The organism is Bradyrhizobium altum (genome assembly GCF_020889705.1).
Classification (GTDB): Bacteria; Pseudomonadota; Alphaproteobacteria; order Rhizobiales; family Xanthobacteraceae; genus Bradyrhizobium; species Bradyrhizobium altum.
Window position 1 is genome coordinate 1 of record NZ_JACMYP010000033.1, and the last position, 13,356, is coordinate 13,356.

The 13,356-nt window shown below is 62.3% G+C and carries 13 protein-coding genes, 1 tRNA gene and 1 pseudogene; 9 read left to right on the forward strand and 6 right to left on the reverse strand.

The annotated features are described in order from the left end of the window. The 4 genes and pseudogenes from H8B02_RS11720 to H8B02_RS11735 all read right to left on the reverse strand — a co-directional run. A pseudogene (locus tag H8B02_RS11720) lies at nt 1–268 on the reverse strand (methionine--tRNA ligase); the annotation flags it as partial. Between the two features lie 55 nt (nt 269–323). Beyond that, entirely contained in the window at nt 324–1,364 is a 1,041-nt protein-coding gene (locus H8B02_RS11725) for a DNA polymerase III subunit delta' (protein WP_229166382.1), read from the reverse strand. Continuing rightward, the gene (gene tmk / locus H8B02_RS11730) at nt 1,361–2,047 is read right to left on the reverse strand and encodes a dTMP kinase (RefSeq protein ID WP_229166383.1); all 687 of its coding nucleotides are present in this window, start codon (nt 2,045–2,047) and stop codon (nt 1,361–1,363) included. Before tmk ends, H8B02_RS11725 begins: the two co-directional genes overlap by 4 nt. A gap of 1 nt (nt 2,048) precedes the next feature. Continuing rightward, the gene (locus H8B02_RS11735; RefSeq protein WP_229166384.1) at nt 2,049–3,308 is read right to left on the reverse strand and encodes a D-alanyl-D-alanine carboxypeptidase family protein; all 1,260 of its coding nucleotides are present in this window, start codon (nt 3,306–3,308) and stop codon (nt 2,049–2,051) included. Between the two features lie 162 nt (nt 3,309–3,470). On the opposite strand from H8B02_RS11735, the gene H8B02_RS11740 reads away from it, so the two are divergent. Continuing rightward, a complete protein-coding gene (locus H8B02_RS11740; protein ID WP_229166385.1) occupies nt 3,471–4,406 on the forward strand; it encodes an alpha/beta fold hydrolase in 936 nt (311 codons plus the stop codon). A 33-nt stretch (nt 4,407–4,439) separates the two neighbouring features. Here H8B02_RS11740 and H8B02_RS11745 read toward each other — a convergent pair whose 3' ends face one another. After that, nucleotides 4,440–5,372, reverse strand: coding sequence for a septal ring lytic transglycosylase RlpA family protein (locus H8B02_RS11745; RefSeq protein WP_376711643.1), 933 nt, complete (start codon nt 5,370–5,372; stop codon nt 4,440–4,442). A gap of 857 nt (nt 5,373–6,229) precedes the next feature. Between H8B02_RS11745 and H8B02_RS11750 the strand changes: the two genes are divergently transcribed. Next, on the forward strand, nt 6,230–6,664 hold the full coding sequence (locus H8B02_RS11750; protein ID WP_229166387.1) for an NUDIX domain-containing protein: 435 nt from the start codon (nt 6,230–6,232) through the stop codon (nt 6,662–6,664). Here the strand turns inward: H8B02_RS11750 and H8B02_RS11755 are convergent. Then, entirely contained in the window at nt 6,657–7,088 is a 432-nt protein-coding gene (locus H8B02_RS11755) for an arsenate-mycothiol transferase ArsC (RefSeq protein WP_229166388.1), read from the reverse strand. The genes H8B02_RS11750 and H8B02_RS11755 overlap by 8 nt on opposite strands. A gap of 246 nt (nt 7,089–7,334) precedes the next feature. Between H8B02_RS11755 and H8B02_RS11760 the strand changes: the two genes are divergently transcribed. From H8B02_RS11760 to H8B02_RS11790, 7 genes are all read left to right on the forward strand, one after another. Continuing rightward, nucleotides 7,335–7,424: transfer RNA gene (locus H8B02_RS11760), tRNA-Ser, on the forward strand. A gap of 171 nt (nt 7,425–7,595) precedes the next feature. Continuing rightward, complete coding sequence (locus tag H8B02_RS11765) at nt 7,596–8,726, forward strand: tyrosine-type recombinase/integrase (protein ID WP_229166389.1); 1,131 nt, start codon at nt 7,596–7,598, stop codon at nt 8,724–8,726. 159 nt (nt 8,727–8,885) lie between these two features. Further along, nucleotides 8,886–9,065 carry a transcriptional regulator gene (locus tag H8B02_RS11770; protein ID WP_229166390.1) on the forward strand — a complete coding sequence of 60 codons (180 nt, stop codon included), beginning with the start codon at nt 8,886–8,888 and terminating at the stop codon, nt 9,063–9,065. A 141-nt stretch (nt 9,066–9,206) separates the two neighbouring features. Next, nucleotides 9,207–10,484 carry an AAA family ATPase gene (locus tag H8B02_RS11775; RefSeq protein ID WP_229166391.1) on the forward strand — a complete coding sequence of 426 codons (1,278 nt, stop codon included), beginning with the start codon at nt 9,207–9,209 and terminating at the stop codon, nt 10,482–10,484. A gap of 199 nt (nt 10,485–10,683) precedes the next feature. Further along, entirely contained in the window at nt 10,684–11,481 is a 798-nt protein-coding gene (locus H8B02_RS11780) for a terminase small subunit-like protein (RefSeq protein ID WP_229166392.1), read from the forward strand. Nucleotides 11,482–11,776: 295 nt separating this feature from the next. Beyond that, nucleotides 11,777–12,352, forward strand: a complete 576-nt coding sequence (locus tag H8B02_RS11785; RefSeq protein WP_229166393.1) for a hypothetical protein — start codon at nt 11,777–11,779, stop codon at nt 12,350–12,352. Next, the gene (locus H8B02_RS11790) at nt 12,352–13,356 is read left to right on the forward strand and encodes a phage tail protein (RefSeq protein WP_229166394.1); all 1,005 of its coding nucleotides are present in this window, start codon (nt 12,352–12,354) and stop codon (nt 13,354–13,356) included. The genes H8B02_RS11785 and H8B02_RS11790 overlap by 1 nt, the downstream gene beginning before the upstream one ends.

A 13,356-nucleotide genomic window follows, 5' to 3' on the forward strand; every position in this document is an offset into this window, starting at 1 on the left:
CCGCGTCGGCAGCTTTCTTGGCGGCTTTCTTCGCTCGGTCTTGCGCCTTCTTGTCGGCCGCCGCCTTCGCGACTTTCTTAGCGCGCTTGCGCTCCTCGTCGATAACTTTCTTAGCGGCCTTCTTGGTGTCTTTCTTGCCGGATTTAGCCTTCGCACCGCCCTTGGTCGCGCGCGTGTTCGCAGCCGTCTGCTTTGCAGCGTCCTTCCGGGCCTTCTTCGCTTTCTTGTCCTCTTTCTTGGACGATTTCTTCTTAGCCTTCTTGGCCACCACAAATTCCTTCAGATCGAAGCTTGATTGTCGGGAGTGTCGTCAGACGATGTGTTTATCGGGTCGCGTCCGCGAGCATCGAAAACACCGAGAAAACCAGCGGCTTGCGCTCCAGATTGTAGGCTTCGGTATCGCGCGCGGCGCGGACGATCTTTTCCCATACCTCCGCCAGCCGTGCAAGGCGCGGCAGATTGGCATTGGCATCGCCGGTTCGCATGCGCTCGCTCATCCAGCGATCGATGCCGTCGATGAAAGCGGCAAGCGCGACGCGGTCGCTGGTGCCGAGCGCATCGCCCAGCGCGTGCAGCTCGCGCGGATCGACGCTCGGAAGCGTTGCGAGCAGCGCGGCGGTGCGTTGCTGCAGCTTGAGCGCGTCGCCGCCGAGCAGCGATAGCGCTCGCCCGACACTGCCCTCGGATGCTGCCGCGGCTTCCGCCAGCGCCGGATCGTCGACCTCGATGTCGGTTGCGGCCGTGGCCGCGCGCACCACATCGCCCGTCTCCAGCGGCCGCAGCAGCAATTTGCGGCAGCGGGACAGAATAGTCGGCAGCACCCGTGACGGCGCGTGGCTGACCAGCAGGAACAGCGACTGCTGCGGCGGCTCCTCGAGGATTTTCAGCAGCGCATTCGCGGCATTGGGATTGAGCTCATCGACCGTGTCGACGATGCAGACGCGCCACCCGTCGACCGCGGCGGTCGAGCCGAAGAACGAGATCGTCTCGCGCGTTTCGTCGACCGTGATCACGGTGCGCATCACGCCGCGGTCGTTGAGGCCGCGCTCCAGCACCAGCAGCCCGCCATGGGCGCCCGCCGTGATCTGGCGCGCCACCGGATCGGACGGATCGACCCGCAGCGTCGGCGCCGCCTGAACCTGGGACGATTTAGGATTGCGGAACGCCAACACGAACCGTGCCATGCGGTAGGCCAGCGTTGCCTTGCCGATGCCCTGCGCGCCGCCGATCAGCCAGGCATGCGGAATTCGTCCGCTGCGATAGGCATCGAGCAGTGCGGTCTCCGCCTCGCGATGCCCGAACAGATCGGGGGTTTCGCGCGGGTGGCGAGCGGGGTTCTCCTGTTCGACCTTGCGTGCGCTCATGCGGGACTGTCTGCCGTGAGCGTTGCGCGCAGATGCTCGCGCAGCGCGGCCCATATCCTCGCCGCGACCGTGTCCGGATCGCCCGTCGCGTCGATCAGCACGCAGCGCTGTGGATCGTCAGCCGCGATCCGGCGGTAGGCATCACGCAAATCCTCATGGAACTTGATGCCCTCGGCTTCGAAGCGATCCGCCGTGGCATTGCCGCGGCGCAGGGCGGCGCGCTGCAGTCCGACTTCGACCGGCACATCGAGGATGAAGGTGAGATCGGGCTTGAGATCGCCGATGGTGACGCGCTGCATGGCATTGACGAGGCCGGGCGACACCTGCCCGAGCTGGCCTTGATAGGCGCGCGTGGAATCGAAGAAGCGATCGCACAGCACCCAGATGCCCTGGTTGAGCGCCGGCAGGATCACGGTGCGGACATGGTCGTCACGCGCGGCGGCAAACAGCAGCGTCTCGGCTTCCGGCCCGAGCAGCTTGCCCATCCCCGACAGTACCAAGTGACGGATGATCTCGGCCCCGGGCGAGCCGCCGGGCTCACGGGTCACGATCGCGCGCAGCTTGGCGACATCGAGCCGTTCGGCGAGCTTGCGGATCTGGGTCGATTTCCCCGATCCCTCGCCGCCCTCAAAGGTGATGAAGCGACCGCGCAAGCTCGGCCGTTGGACTGCTGCTTCCGCCATGTCAGAGCTTCTCGACCCCTGCGCGGAACATTCCGATCACGAGCTCCTGGGCGCCGTCGAGCGCGCGGCGCATCGTCGATCCCGTGCCGACGGCATCCGCCGCGAACACCGGAGTCTCCATCGCGACATTGGCGCCGCGCCAGACCCGGACGACGCCGATCTGCTGGCCGGCAGTGATCGGCGCATTGACCGGGCCGCTATAGATGACGCGCGCGAGCAGCTTGTCGTTGCCGTTCTTCGACACCATCACCTTGATCGGATCGGGGCTGACCAGCTTGACCGAGCGGGTCTCGCCGCCGAACACCCGGGCGTAGCCGACCGGCTGGTTGGCCGCGATCAGGACCCGGGTCTCGAAGCTGCGGAACCCCCATTCCAGCATCTTCTTGGCTTCGGTGGCGCGGTCGTCGGAATCCTCGAGGCCGTTGACCACGACGATCAGCCGCGTGTCGTTCTGCACGGCCGAGCCGACCATGCCGTAGCCGCCTTCCTTGGTGTAGCCGGTCTTCAGGCCATCGGCGCCGGGCAACGCATTCAGCAGCGGATTGCGGTTCTGCTGGCGGATCTTGTTCCAGGTGAATTCCTTCTCGCCGAACAGCTTGTACCGGTCCGGGTAAGTCAGGATGATGTGACGCGCCAGCACCGCGAGTTCCCGCACCGTCATCTTGTTGGTCGGGTCCGGCAGCCCGTTGGAATTGCCGAAGGTCGACTTGGTCATGCCGAGCTCGCGGGCGCGCTTGGTCATAAAGTCGGTCGCAAAGGTATGCTCGTTGCCGGCGATGCCTTCGGCCAGCGCGATGCAGGCGTCGTTGCCGCTCGGGATGATCGCACCGTGCAGGAGATCGTCGACCGAGACCTTGCTGTTGATCGCCGCGAACATCGTGGAGGTCCCGGACGGCGCCCCGCCCCGCCGCCAGGCGTTCTCGCTGATCCGGTACTCATCGGTCAGCTTGATGTCGCCCTTCTTGATGGCGTCGAACACCACCTCGGCCGTCATCAGCTTCATCATGCTGGAGGGCGCGCGCAGCTCATCGGCATTCTTCTCGAACAGCACGCTGCCCGAGGAAGCCTCGACCAGGATCGCGGTCGGCGCATCGCCATCGAACCCGCCATCTTCCTTCTTGGCGCCCTGGACGCTGTTATTGGCGGCATAGACCACCCCGCCACAGCCGATCGCCAGCACGACCGCGGCCGCGACCAAGCTACGCCAAGAACGCCCGGCGCGAGCGAACGACGTGCGGGGAATTGCGATCTGGGCTGCCATCGGCGATGTCCTGAAAGACTGCGTTCTAACAGCTGGAAGTATCGCAAACAACTGAGGTTTCGCCGCTTGTACACGGCCGACTGGATTGCCCGCCGCGCTGAACGCCCGTATCCTTGGAACCAGCGAACGACAGCAGAACCGGCAAACAAGGCGGAAACGCGAATGTCATCCTCCCGCACCATTTCCGCCAACGGCATCGACATGTTCGTGCGTGAGGCCGGGCAAGGCCCACTGGTCGTGCTCTGCCATGGCTGGCCGGAACTGTCCTACTCATGGCGGCACCAGCTCGCAGCCCTCGCCGCGGCAGGTTTTCGGGTCGCAGCCCCTGACATGCGCGGCTTCGGCCGAACCACCGCGCCTGCCGATGTCGGCGCCTATACGATCTTCGATACGGTGGGCGACATGGTCGCGCTGGTGGCCGCGCTCGGCGAGCGGAAGGCGATGATCGTCGGTCACGATTGGGGCGCGCCGGTCGCCTGGCACGCGGCCCTGTTCCGTCCTGATATCTTCACCAAGGTCGCCGGCCTGAGCGTGCCGCCGCCGTTCCGTGGCCGCGGCCGACCACTGGAGACCCTGCGCGAGAGCGGCATCACCAATTTCTATTGGCAGTACTTCCAGCCGCCGGGCGTGGCGGAGGCCGAGTTCGAGCGCGACATCGCCCACACCATGCGCCTGGTGCTCGGGCGCGGCGTCTCCGATCCGAGCTCGATGTTCGTCGACGAAGCCAAGGGCTTCCTCGGCAAGCTGCCGACCGGAATGCCGCTGCCGGCCTGGCTGACCGAGGTCGACATCGCCGAATTCACCGAGGGCTACCGGCAGTCCGGCTTCCGCAGCGGTCTCAATTGGTACCGCAATCTCGATCGCAATTGGGAGCTGACCGCGCCCTGGCAGGATGCGCAGATCCATCAGCCGTCGCTGTTCATCGCCGGCTCGAACGATTCGGTGATTACCGGGCTGATCGGTGCCAAGCGGGTTGCGGACATGGAGCGCGTGCTGCCGAACCTGCGGCAGAAGCTGATCATCGAGGGCGCCGGCCACTGGATCCAGCAGGAGCGCCCCGACGAGGTCAACGCGGCGCTGATCGCATTTCTGAAATGATCAGGCCAAAAGCTTGATTCGCAACGGCTTGCCTCAGTAGAGGCCGCGCCCGCTCAGCACTTCGGCCGGTCCACGCGCGTCGATCGGCACATAGGCCGCCGCCGGGCTCGGGGCCGCGGCGTAGCGCGCGTCACCCTCGTAGGAGACCTCGCGCGGATTGTTCGGCACACGGCGGTGTGACCGGCTCGAGGCCGACATTTCCGAGGTGGCGTTGACCGAGGCGTAGTCGGACTGGGTGTTGCCGAGGCTGTAGGGCCGCCCTTCAGGCAGCGGGACATCGCCCCGGACTCGGCCCGACGAGGACGACATCTCCGGCACGAACGGCCGCGCCGAGGCGACCCGGACCATCGACGGGGACGGCGCCGGCGTACCGGTGCGCAGGGTCGCCATCAGCTGGCGGTCGTCAGAGCCTTCCAGCGGCGCCCGGCCGACATATTCGACGCGGACGCGCGCGACGCCATTGCCTTTGAAATCAAGCAGTTCGGCGGCCTTGTTCGAGACGTCTATGAGGCGGTTGCCGTGGTACGGGCCGCGGTCGTTGACGCGAACGACGAGCGATCGGCCGTTGCTCAGATTGGTGACGCGCGCGTAGCTCGGCATCGGCAAGGTCGGATGGGCGGCCGTAAGCGAGCCCATGTCGAACACCTCGCCATTGGCGGTCAGGCGGCCGTGGAAATCATCGCCATACCAGGACGCCATGCCCTCGGCGTGGTAGTTCTCGTTTTCCTCCGGCACATAGGTGCGGCCGGCGACGACATAGGGCTTGCCGATGCGGTAGCTGCCGCCGCCCTTCGGCACGGGGTCGCCGAGCGCCACCACACGCGGGCTCGAGGACACGCCGTATTTGGGATCGACCCGGCTGGCGAACTGGTTCGAGGAGGCACAATTGGCGAGGACGAGGCACGTGGCCACCGCGGCGGCGCCGCGCGCCGTCCGGATCATCGAATCTGGCCGTCTAATCCCCATCTGCCCCAAGTACCATTCTGCCCGGACCCGCGCCTACTGCGAGGCGTCGGGATCGATTCTGTCACTGTGCGGCCCACCTCCGCACCGGATGGTGAAGATATCGCAACCGGAACACGGCGGAAATGGGGAGAGCCATCGGGCGGTGGCGTCTTGGTGAATGGTCTGTTGCGCCTCCTCCGTCCTTCGACGGACCTCCCGCGCGCGCAAAACGCCCTCGCCTGTCCCGCGATCAGACACACTGTTGCAGCAAATCATCAGTCGGGGGGCATCTTCAATTCCAACAATTGAATCTTTTTGACTGTGCAAGGCTGCAATCGTTTTCTCTCGGACGTGGGGCGCAAAGGAAGTTTGCGATGATCGAGACGGTTACAGCGGTGATGGGCTTGGTGAGTGCGGCGATCTTCTTGGCGCATGCCGTGGAAGGCTATCGGTACCGGGCCTGACAGTCCGTTGAAGGCGGAAAGACGCGTCACCTCTTTCCAGGAGCGAATGTTCGGAAAGCTTTAATCAATTCGGATGAGCATCGGTAGAAAGCAGGTGTGTCATGCGTAATCACGATTTGGTCTCCGACGGATTTCTAACCCTGACCGCAGCAAGCCTCGTGCTGCTGTGCTCGAGCCTGCTGGCCTTCGCTTTCGGCTGAACATTTGATGTCCTGGGCGCCGTCTGCGCCCATGCGACAAGCGTCGGCTACGCTCACCTCATTTCTCGCCGCCCGAACCCCGGCTTCAGCCTTAGAGTGCTGGCGATATCACCCAGGCAAGTGCTCGGCTGCTATGATCGCACGGCAGATCCGCCGTCTTCTCCCAGACCCGGTCCTGACGCATCCTCCGCCTTCCCAGCGAGAGGATTCGCGAATGACCGGCGGAGTAAGAGAGGGAACGTCTGCGCTGCTCGTCAGCACGGATGGCCGGTTGCTGATGCAACTGCGCGACGACCTTCCCCACGTTTCCGATCCCGGCAAGATCAGCCTGTTTGGCGGGCGGCGGGAGGGCACCGAGACCTTCCTGGAATGCGTGGTGCGCGAAATCCACGAGGAGATTGGCTACTACTTGCCGCCCGAACGTTTTGAGCTGATCGGTCGCTATTTCGGACCGGATTATTCGGCGCCAGGCGGCGCCCTGCACGGCGCGGTGTTCCTCGCGCGGGACGTGCCGATCGACCGGTTGAGGGTCACTGAAGGCCGCCTCGAGATCGTCGCCGTCGATGACCTCGAACGCATCAGCGGCAGGCTCGCACGCCCGGCAGAATATGCGCTGGCGATCTTCCTGAAGCGCGAACCAATTACCTGAGCGATGAAACCAACTCGCGGACGAGCTCGTCGATCATCGGCAGCGCATCCGCGGGATGGGCAACGTCGATGTCGTGCACATGCCAATAGGTCACCTTGTCGGCGACCTCGGGGAACCGCCGCTCGATCAGCGGACGATGCTCGGCCTCCTTGAGCGCGATCACCAGGTCCACGCCGTCGAAGTCAGCCAACGAACATGGCTGCGGATCGCGCGTTGCGCCCTCCGGAACGATGCCGTTGGCGCGAAGCCGGTCATCAGCAAACACCGACATGGCGCCGACATTGTCGGGCGAGCCCCGTTCAGCGGCGCCTCGCGAGGAGGCGCGCCACGGCAGGTTTTCGCCGCGCGCAAGATGATTGAACAGCTCCTCTGCGTATCGACTGCGGTAGTAGTTGCCGGTGCAAAGGAAGAGAACGCGCTTCATGGACATCATGATGGCCAACGGCGACGGTCGCGGTCAACCGTGCTGCATGCATGCAACGATGACCCGTGGCCAATTGCTGCAGCCTCGGCTCCCTTGCATCGGCTGAAGGCCGGGTTGTCCTCGCGCTCAAATTCAGTCGGTTCGCTGCTGATGGACCGGGCAAACGGCCCACTTCGCTCCGGTGTTCTCGCCAAGTTCGCGTTGCGTTCGGCGTCACCCTACGCTAAGGGCCTGATCCAATGATCCGGAAGGGTGGCCGAGTGGTTTAAGGCACCGGTCTTGAAAACCGGCGTGCCCGCAAGGGTACCGTGGGTTCGAATCCCACCCCTTCCGCCACCTGCTAATCCATCAGTGTCTATACGCGTCCATCCCTGACACCTAAGCCATTGCGCCGTAACGAAAATCTTCATTTTCGTGCCGCCCAATATCTTCGCGTGTCAACCGGCATCTACGTCGCCGACGTGGGTTGCGACGTGGGTTTAGGCGGACACTTTTGGAGATAGTCAGATGGGAATTTTGACGGCCGTGCGCGTGAAGCACGCGAAACCCGGCGAGAAACTTGCCGACGGTGATGGGCTCAGACTCGACGTCGACAAGAACGGCAACGCGAGTTGGATTTTCCGATTCAAATCACCCGTCACCGACAAAGAGCGGTTCATGGGTCTCGGCCCCCTTCGCGACATCGGATTGGCACAGGCACGTGAGGCGGCCGGCGCGGCGCGCGCGCTGATCCGGAACAGCGTCGACCCGATCGAGCATCGCCTAGCCGAGCGTGCCAAGGCGAAGGCGGAAGCCACCGGCACCATCACGTTTGAAGCCTACGCAAAGCAGTTCATCGCGGGCAAAGAGGCTGGCTGGAAAAACGAGAAGCACCGGCAGCAATGGTCAAATAGCCTGCGCGATTATGCGTACCCGATCCTCGGGCACATCGCGGTCCCCGATGTCGACACGGAATCGGTGCTGAAAGTGCTCCGCCCCATTTGGAACGTGAAGAAAGAGACCGCACGGCGCGTCCGCGGCCGAATTGAAGCGATCCTGAACGCCGCCAAGGCCGAAGGGCTTCGAACCGGCGAGAACCCGGCGCTGTGGCGCGGTCATCTTGACCAGGTGCTTGCGCGGCGCCGCAAGTCGGAAGTGAAGCACCACCCGGCCCTGCCCTACGAGGAAATGCCGCAGTTCTGGCAGTCGTTGGCGAGCGACACCAGCGACGGCGCGCGCATGCTGCGTTGGATCATCCTGACAGCCTGTCGGTTCAACGAGGCCGACGAAATGGACGTGGCCAGGGAAGTGAAAGGCGACCTTTGGACGATCCCCGCTGCCCGTATGAAGGCCGAACGTGAGCACAAAGTGCCGCTGACGGACCTTGCCTTGGCTCAGCTTCCGTTCCGACCCGTCAGTGACGTCACACTGTCAAACTGCATCGCTCGCCACACGGACTCAGTTGCGACGACCCACGGCATGCGCAGCACTTTCCGCGATTGGGCCGGCGACTGCACCAGCTTCCCACGGGATATCGCCGAGATGGCACTGGCCCACGCGGTCGACGATGAAACGGAAGCGGCTTACCGGCGGTCGACCGCCCTGGCCAAGCGCCGCGAACTTATGACGACATGGGCGGCCCATTGCAGCGGCGGCTGACGCGCAAAACTCGTTTTAGATTCGATAACTTTTGAGGCGCGTAGTTACGCATATGGACGCACGGCGACCCAGTCAGGTGTCGTGCTTCCCTCTTCATTATTGTTCAACCCGCGAATGCGTCGCTTCCGCGCACGGTTCGCTATGTCGAGAGCCCAGAGAATGGACGAGTCTTTCACGATCAACGAATTCTGTGCTGCCGAGAAGATTTCGCGCGCGTTTTTCTACAAGCTTCAAGCGCAAGGCAAAGCCCCGCGGACGTATCCCCTTGGGAGCGCTCGCCGCATCAGCCGTGAAGCATACGCCGAATGGCGATCGGCTCGCGAAATCGAAGCCGCCTAAACAATAACCCCGACCGCGTTGGCGCGCGACCGGGGCTGCATTTCGTTGGTGGACCGTCTCGACAGTCGGTTTAATAACGCAACTGGCCTCAAAAATCAAGCGCTTTGCATTCGGGGGGATCATACAGCCGCACACCGGCACATGGCCCTCATGTTTCTAAGAAATGGAAAATGGTACGACGACGGCAAGGAAATCAAAACCTACGTCGACCAGGGCGTTACCTACCGGGAAGATACCGGTGAACCGGTACCCGTCGATGCCCTGCCTTTCAAGTCCTTCGCCGACTTCGCTAACGAAGACCCCAAGACGTGGCTGATCAAAGGTGTAATCGCTCTCGAAGAGGATTCCAGTTGGTGGGGACCATCGGGCGGGCTCAAGTCCACCCTAATGGCCGAAATTGCATTACATGTCGCGGCCGCCCGCGATTGGCGAGATCACGAGTTTAACCGTGACGTCCTAGTCGGAGACGACGATACTCCGGTGCGTCGCGGCGCGATCATTTTCGCCACGGAGCGCGCGAAACTGACCCGGCGCCGATTGACGGCGTATATCATGCGGGAAAATCTGCCCCTCGATTTGCCGGTGGCCGTTGTCGACGCGGCGGTCAACCTGATGGACCCGAGTTGCGTCGCGCAAATCTCTGACACGATCCTGGCGTTCGAACAGGAGCATAAGTGCTCGACTGGTCTTGTGATCTTCGACACGTGGTCAAAATGCCTCGGTGGACAAAAGGAAGATTTGGCGGAAGTGCAGAACTGTGCTGCGACGCACGTCAAAAAAATCCGAGAGCGTCATTATAGCTCGTTCCATTGCGCCAGTGTGGGTCACACGGGCAAAAATATTGAAGCCGGCGAGCGCGGTTCCAACGCACGTCGGGCGCACGTCGACTTGGCTGTTAAAATCTATGGAGCCGGCAGCGTCAAAACCGCAAAGGTGGAAAAAGCCAACGATGGTCCGGAAGGTGTCACCCTGGCGACGTTCGAAGCGCAGGAATTCACAGTCCAGCGGCCGCCCGTCATGCTTGGCGAACGCGTCGTTACACCAGACCCTTTCATGGTCGGCATCCTTGCGCCTTACGACCCCGCTACGCTGACCAGCGAAGCACGTGCGGGCGATCCGCAAGTGCTGACCATCAGATATGCGCAGGCGCTCGACGCTCTCAAGCGGGCCATTGCTGCGCGCGGACAGAACGGCGCTGTCCATGTCGACTATTGGAAGGCCGAATTGTCTGAGGCGGGTTTGCTGAACCTCAAAGCGAAGAACCCACGCAGCGCGTTCAAGAAACTGCGCGACGGCTTAACTCAACATTTAATTGATGAACCGAACGGCCTTGTGCGGATCAAAAGCGAAAATCCAATCCCTGGACAAATACCACCTTGTCCGCCGTATGCGCCCCTCGTCCCCACGTCCCCATCCTAAAGGAATGGGGGACGGTGTGGATACGCTTCGGACTCGTATCCGAGATACGCAAAGGGACGGGGACGCTACAGGCTACAGCACAAAATCAAAGCCTTAGCGAATGCGATCATTTCACCATGGAAAATACGGATCGAAGAGCGTCGCGACGCTTCGCAGGATCAAATCAACGGATAAGTGAAGTTCAAATAGGAGTTGAGTGATGGGACGGCCGAGCACGTTCACAGGTGAGATATTCGAAGCAATTTGCGAGCGCTTGGCCGATGGTCAGACGCTCAAGCAAATCTGTCGCGATCCGGAAATGCCCGATCGTTACACCGTGCTTCGCTGGATAAAGAACGATGACGGCCGACGGCGGTTGTACGATCAGGCGCGACGAGACGGAACGGACTCGCTCGCCGACGACCTCATCGACATTGCATGGGACACGTCCAATGACAGCGTGGTCAATGAGCGCGGAACAGTCGTTTGCAACCACGAATGGATCGCCCGCAGTCGGGTCAAGACTGAAAACATCCGGTTCCTGATTATGAAACTGAACCCGCGGCGCTACGGCGACAAGCTGCCCGAAGCGATCGAGGCTCGTCAGATGGAAATCGACACTCAGGCTCAGCTTGCGGAGCAAAACAAGATCACGCAGGTCACGCGCATCATTTTGCGACCAGGTGACACGGACCTTGACGAAAACGGCAACCCTTATCCCAACGGTCGGACATCCCTGCTCAGGCGCATCGCCGAATTGGAAGCGGAGTTGGCTGGTCGGAATCCGGCGCCAAAACCGCCGGCTCTGCTGACGCACGATCCCGGCCCGCTGCCGTCCAGGATGGATCAGGACATCGCTCGGCGAATGGTGCGGCTGATCAAAGACTATGTTCGCAAAGACGATCAGCGGCCCCCTGAAACGGTTCTAGATGAGGTTCTATCGGTCTGCCGCAATGCGCTCTTGCAAGTGTACGGCCCGAGCGGCGAACTGATCGATTTTGGAGCCGCGGCGCAGTAGCGCGGCACGTTCGCGCGCGCGTGCGAGAAAAGCAGCCCTGCCCTATGCGCGTACTGCGGCGAGTTGCCGGCATCGGCGGATACAGCATCCGCCAAACGCGATTGATCTTGTTGCGAATTTGAGCGCATTGCGACGTCACCCCACGCCGCATTCCCCGTTTCGAGCCGCAAAAGGCATTGTCACTTCGGTAACCGATCGCACTCAGGCTGTACTGACAACGTAACGACGTCCCCAACTACCCCTGTTTTTGGCTGAGTGCCAGAGGCAGGGGTTTTTCAGTGCCCGAAGGATGCCCGTGACAATTTTCCAAATGCGATTGCCGTCGGAACTATCCGAAGCGATCAGCGCGGCCGCCAGGGCGCGCCGGATGACCGCCAGTGCTTGGCTTCGCCAGGCTGCCGTGACAATGGCAACGCTCGAAGGTACGTTCCGCAGCGAGCCTCCGCGGCGCCGTCGTTTCGTAGGGGTCACCTGCCTCGAAGACGGCACTCCCATCGATGTTCAGGATTTCGATGAGGACAATCTTCCGCCGATCATCAAGGCGTATGTAGAATCGAACGATGCGATGGACGAAGGCACGTTGCCGGCCGCTCCATCCCGCAGCGCTGGTGAACTCTCCGACCGCGACGAGAACGGTCACCAGCGATGGGCTCTGATTGAGGATGATCAGATCAAGGCCATCGGCGGCTACCTCGCTGCCAAGCCCGACGACCGGATGTGGGTGCCCGTGGTTCACGAGGACTCCGAGCCGTTCGACGCTGCCACGCATTGGCGCCTGAAGCCTCATTACACGCTCGTTGACGTGTACGGGACGCCCGATCGGGTCATCTGCACCTATCCGGTGGTGCTCAAGAGCATGGAGCACGCCTGATGCCTTGGTGGCGTTGGTCAAAGACCGCGAACCTCAATTCAAACAGTGATCCTGTAATCGGATGGGCTGAAGGCCAGGCGCCATCGTCCATCAATGACTCGGCCAGAGCCATGATGGCGGAAACGGCCAAGTATCGCGACGACATCGCCGGTCTCATTGTGACCGCGGGCACATCGACCGCCTACACGTTGGCGACGAGCAGCGTCTTCGATTCGTTCCCACACATGGACGGCGCAATGATCGCCTTCACGCCGCACGTCACCAATGGTCAGGGACCGGTTTCTCTGAACGTCGACGGGATCGGAGCGCAGCCGTTGCGCACCGCGCCGGCTACGGAGTTGGTCGGCGGCACGCTCATCGCGGGAACGCCCTATGTTGCGACCTACAAAAACGCTGACAATGCGTGGTATCTGCAAGGGTTTTACGGCAATCCCTACAACGTCCCTCTCGGGGCCAGCCTGGAATACTGGTCGTTAGTTGCCCCGAATAGCTCGTTTGCCTTCGTCACCGGACAAGCCATCTCGCGGACCACGTATTCGGCGCTGTTCAACCTGATCGGCACGCTCTATGGCGCCGGAGACGGTACGACCACATTCAATCTGCCGAACAAGACCGGCCGCGTCGGAGTTATGCGCGATCCGGGGCAAACGCAGATTGGTACGGGAGTTTTCAGTTCTGTCGATCTCGGTGGCGTCGGCGGCGCTCAAACTCACGCGATCGCGCAGGCAAATTTGCCGGCCGTTAATTTTCCCGTCAGCAACGGCGCGCTTTCAGTCCTGTCGACCGTTGCGGACATCGTGCGATCGACTTTTGGTACGACGTCATCGACGGCCAGCACTGGCGGCGCGCTCGGCATGTTTGCGAGTTCAAGCGGCAACCAGACTCAGCAAATCAACTCGACCGGCACCGTCTCGGGTCAAACCGCTGCTTCCGGTGGCTCCGGCACGCCTCTCATCACCGTGCAGCCATCGATTGTCTGCAACACCATCATGCGGATCATCTGA

Coding starts and splice junctions, on each gene's coding strand:
- H8B02_RS11735 (WP_229166384.1), bottom strand. CDS start 3,308: ATGGCAGCCCAGATCGCAATTCCCCGCACGTCGTTCGCTCGCGCCGGG.
- tmk (WP_229166383.1), bottom strand. CDS start 2,047: ATGGCGGAAGCAGCAGTCCAACGGCCGAGCTTGCGCGGTCGCTTCATC.
- H8B02_RS11780 (WP_229166392.1), top strand. CDS start 10,684: ATGGGACGGCCGAGCACGTTCACAGGTGAGATATTCGAAGCAATTTGC.
- H8B02_RS11750 (WP_229166387.1), top strand. CDS start 6,230: ATGACCGGCGGAGTAAGAGAGGGAACGTCTGCGCTGCTCGTCAGCACG.
- H8B02_RS11755 (WP_229166388.1), bottom strand. CDS start 7,088: ATGAAGCGCGTTCTCTTCCTTTGCACCGGCAACTACTACCGCAGTCGA.
- H8B02_RS11775 (WP_229166391.1), top strand. CDS start 9,207: ATGGCCCTCATGTTTCTAAGAAATGGAAAATGGTACGACGACGGCAAG.
- H8B02_RS11745 (WP_376711643.1), bottom strand. CDS start 5,372: ATGGGGATTAGACGGCCAGATTCGATGATCCGGACGGCGCGCGGCGCC.
- H8B02_RS11790 (WP_229166394.1), top strand. CDS start 12,352: ATGCCTTGGTGGCGTTGGTCAAAGACCGCGAACCTCAATTCAAACAGT.
- H8B02_RS11770 (WP_229166390.1), top strand. CDS start 8,886: ATGGACGAGTCTTTCACGATCAACGAATTCTGTGCTGCCGAGAAGATT.
- H8B02_RS11740 (WP_229166385.1), top strand. CDS start 3,471: ATGTCATCCTCCCGCACCATTTCCGCCAACGGCATCGACATGTTCGTG.
- H8B02_RS11725 (WP_229166382.1), bottom strand. CDS start 1,364: ATGAGCGCACGCAAGGTCGAACAGGAGAACCCCGCTCGCCACCCGCGC.
- H8B02_RS11765 (WP_229166389.1), top strand. CDS start 7,596: ATGGGAATTTTGACGGCCGTGCGCGTGAAGCACGCGAAACCCGGCGAG.